Here is an 894-nt window from a genome sequence, read left to right as displayed (position 1 = left end):
CCCGGCACCGTCCGGACCCAGGAATGTCCCGGAGGTTGCCGACGGCGTGCAGACTGTGAGATGGTGCCGGGGCGCCGGCTGCGGCACAGAGCGGGCACGGGTCATGCTCCCAAGCGCGCGGCCCCAATAAATCCGCAAGTCACCGCGGAGGATTTACCCTGAGCACGTACCTGGTAACGGTGATCTTGGACCGCTTCCGCGGGCCCGTGGGTGTCCGGCCTGAACCGTTCGGTCGGGAAAGCGGAGTACAGTGAATATGTGGCTTTGGACTTCACCGCAGTTGATTTTGAGACGGCAAATGGATTCATCGGGTCGGCCTGTTCGGTCGGGCTGATCAAGGTGCGTGGCGGGCGCATCGTGGAAACCGAGCAGTGGCTGCTCAAGCCGCCGGCCGGTTTCGACCACTTCGACCCGCGCAACGTCTCGATCCACCACATCACCGAGGACATGGTGGCCACCGCCCCGCGCATTGGCGAGAAGCTGACCGACCTGCTGCAGTTCGTCGGGGAAGACGTGCTGGTCGCGCACAACTCGGCGTTCGACTCCGGGGTAATCCGGGCCGCGGCCGAGGCCAGCGAACTGTCGGTCCCGCAGATCCAGCACCTGTGCACCGTTAAGCTCTCCCGCAAGGCCTACGACCTTCCCAGCTACTCGCTGCCGTTCGTGGCCGAGGAAGCCGGGCACCCGATCGAAAACCACCACGAGGCGCTCGCCGACGCCGAAGCCTGCGCCTGGGCCATGATCGATATCGCCGAACGCGGCCAAACCCCCACCGTGCACAACACTGCCGAACACTACTCGGTGCCGCTGGGCCTGACCCGCCCCTGGCAGCCGGGCGATGAGATTTCCCGGGCCATGCGTGACGCGCAGGGTTGGCTGGCCCGAGGCAACGCC

The 894-nt window shown here is 66.1% G+C and carries 1 protein-coding gene; it reads left to right on the top strand.

Features of this window, described 5'->3' with window-relative positions:
• Positions 1–210: 210 nt before the first annotated feature.
• A partial coding sequence (locus JCM19049_RS15715; RefSeq protein WP_306420833.1) for a 3'-5' exonuclease occupies positions 211–894 on the top strand: 684 nt, incomplete at its 3' end.

Source organism: Arthrobacter sp. JCM 19049 (genome assembly GCF_001310435.1).
This window is presented reverse-complemented; position numbering and strand designations above follow the sequence as displayed.